We start from the raw sequence: 3,167 nt of genomic DNA, 5'->3' as shown, positions 1-3,167 counted from the left end.
ACGACGACACACCGGCCCGGCGCGGACGCCCGTCCCGCGCCTCCCACTCCCGAGCCTGCGCCAGCAACTCCACCGAACCCGACGACCAGTCCACGATCGTGCTGGGCTGCTCGGCCCTGAGTGACTTGGGCAGTGCCTTCGCACGCATGGCCTGCACCATCTTGATGACCCCGGCGATGCCGGAGGCGGCCTGCGTGTGACCGATGTTGGACTTCACCGAGCCCAGCCACAGCGGCCGGTCCGCGTCGCGGTCCTGGCCGTAGGTGGCGAGCAGGGCCTGTGCCTCGATCGGGTCACCCAGCTTGGTGCCGGTGCCGTGCGCCTCGACCACGTCCACGTCCGCCGCCGACACCCCGGCATCCGCCAGCGCCGCCCGGATCACACGCTGCTGCGACGGACCGTTCGGTGCCGTCAGCCCGTTGGACGCACCGTCCTGGTTGACCGCGCTGCCGCGCACCACCGCGAGCACCTGATGTCCGTGCGCCCGCGCGTCCGACAGCCGCTCCAGCAGGACCACACCCACCCCTTCGGAGAGGGCGAAGCCGTCCGCGTCGGCGGCGAAAGGCTTGCAGCGGCCGTCGGGCGCGAGTGCCCGTTGGCGGCTGAAGGCGACGAACGCGCCCGGGCCCGACATCACCGTGGCCGCGCCGGCCAGGGCGAGGGAGCACTCGCCGTTGCGCAGGGCGCGCACCGCCAGGTGCAGCGCGACCAGCGACGACGAACAGGCGGTGTCGACCGTCACCGCCGGACCCTCCAGACCCAGCGCGTAGGCGATCCGACCGGACGCCACACTGGCTGCGGCTCCGGTGGCGAGGTAGCCCTCGTTGTCGCCGGAGGCGGCGCGCAGTCGGGTGGCGTACTCCTGGTCCGTGAGGCCGATGTAGACACCCGTGGAACTGCCGCGCAGCGCCTTGGGATCGATGCCGGCGCGTTCGAGGGTCTCCCAGGCGGTCTCCAGCAGCAGCCGCTGCTGCGGGTCCATCGCCGTCGCCTCACGCGGCGAGATACCGAAGAACCCGGCGTCGAACTCGGCCGCCCCGTCCAGGAACCCGCTCTCCCGGACGTAACCGGTGCCGAGGTGGTCGGGATCGGCGTCGTACAGGGCGTTCAGGTCCCAGCCGCGGTCGGTCGGCAGCGGCGTGATGGCGTCCACTTCGTCGCTGACGAGCCGCCACAGGTCCTCGGGGCTGCGCACCCCACCGGGGAGGCGGCAGCCCATGGACACGATCGCGATGGGATCGTCCGCGCGGGCGAAGTCCGGGCCGCCGACGTCGGCGGCATCGGCGGTCATCGGCCGCTGATCCCGCTCCGGTCGGCCGAACGCGCGCTCGTCGATGTAGGCGGCCAGGGCCGTGATGCTGGGGTGGTCGAAGACGACTGTGGTGGGCAGCGTGAGGCCGGTGGCGCGGTTGAGCCGGTCGCGTAGGGACACGGCGGTCAGGGAGTCGAAACCCATGTCCTTGAAGGCGGTCTCGTCCCCGAGTGCGCCGGCGTCGGCGGAGGTGTGCCCGAGTACGGCGGCGACGTTGGCGCCCACCAGCGCGCGCAGTGCGGCCGGTCGGCGGGCGGGTTCCAGCGCCGCGATCTCCCGCAGCGCACCGGCGGTGCCGGTGGCGTCGCCGCCGTCGCGGTCCCCGTCCGTGGACGTCATGGCGCCGGGCAGCTCCCGCAGAAGTGCGCTGCCTCGTACGGAGGTGAAGACCTCGGCGAATCGCTTCCAGTCGACGTCGGCGACGGCGACGCACGTGTCGTCGTGGTCCAGGGCCTGCTGGAGTCCGGCGATCGCGGCGGCGGGCTCGATCACGGGGACGCCCCTGCGCCGGAGTTTGCCCTGCACCGACTCGGCGATCATGCCGCCGCCGGCCCACGGCCCCCAGGCGATGGACAGGACGGGCGCACCGTCGGCGCGGCGGCGTTCGGCTCGGGCGTCGAGGATCGCGTTGGCGGCGCCGTACGCGGCATGGTCCGCGACGCCCCAGGTGCCGGAGATGGACGAGAAGTAGACCACGGCGTCCAGTCGCTCGGTGTCGAGGACCGCGTCGAGGTGTTCCGCGCCCAGCACCTTCCCGGAGAAGGTGGCCGCGAGGTCCTCCACTCCGGTCTCCGCTATCGGTCCGAGCACGCTGACGCCCGCCGCGTGCACGACGGACCGCACCGGGGTGCCGTCCTCGGCGAGACGGGTGACCAGGTCGGCCATCGCCGCACGGTCGGCCGTGTCACAGGCGGCGACCGTGAGCCGGGTGCCGCGCGACCGGAATTCGGCACGCAGTTCCTCGACCTGCGGACCGTCCCCGGTCCGTCCGGTGAGGACGACGTGTTCGGCGCCGTTGTCCGCCAGCCAGCGGGTGACGTGAGCGCCCAGCGCACCGGTACCGCCGGTGACGAGAACGGTGCCACGCGGCTTCCAGGCACGCGGAGCCGCCTTGCCGCCAGTGGGCGCGTGGACGAGCCGACGGCCGTACGCCTTGCCCTCGCGCAGGGCGACCTGGTCCTCCTCCGCACTTCCGCCGACGACGGCGGGCAGGAGGGCCACGGTGCCCGGTGCGAGGGCTGCGGGGAGATCGACGAGCCCGCCCCACCGCTGGGGGTGTTCCAGAGCGGCGGCCCGGCCCAGGCCCCAGACTCCGGCCTGTACGGGAGATGTCGGAGCGTCGTGCGAACCGGTGCCTACGGCACCCTGGGTCACGCACCACAAAGGTGCCTCGATCCCCGCGTCACCGAGGGCCTGGACGAGTGCGAGGCTGCCCGCGAGTCCCAGCGGAACGGCCGGTTGCTGCGGATGCGGCCGCGTGTCGAGAGGCAGCAGGGACAGAACGACGGTGACCGCCTCGACACCGGTGGTCCGGCCGAGCAGCGCCTGAAGATCCGCCCGGTTCATGTCCTCGGGTGCGACGGTGAGAGTACGGGTGCGGACGCCTCGGTCCTCCAGAGCGGCCAGCACCGCGGAGATCGCGCTCTCGTCCTCGGTCGTCGCCGGAACGACGAGCAACCAGGTGCCTTCCATGTCGCCCGGGTCGGGAGCCGGAAGGGCCCGCCACTCGACACGATGCCGCCAGCCGTCCACGAGGCCCTGCTCCCGGTGTGACCGCCGCCAGGCGGCCAGTGCCGGTACGACGGCGTGCAGGCCGTCCTGGTCGGAGACACCGAGCGTGGCGGCGAGTTGCGGC

1 protein-coding gene is annotated in these 3,167 nt (G+C 73.2%); it reads right to left on the bottom strand.

Features of this window, described 5'->3' with window-relative positions:
- Positions 1–3,167 (bottom strand): SDR family NAD(P)-dependent oxidoreductase (locus tag AB0N31_RS36360; RefSeq protein WP_366062815.1); only part of this gene is annotated, 3,167 nt, incomplete at both ends.

Origin of the sequence: Streptomyces sp. NPDC051051 (assembly GCF_040682975.1) — a bacterium.
Taxonomy (GTDB): Bacteria; Actinomycetota; Actinomycetes; order Streptomycetales; family Streptomycetaceae; genus Streptomyces.
The sequence above is the reverse complement of the archived record's forward strand: the minus strand, read 5'-3'. Positions and strand labels throughout refer to the sequence as shown.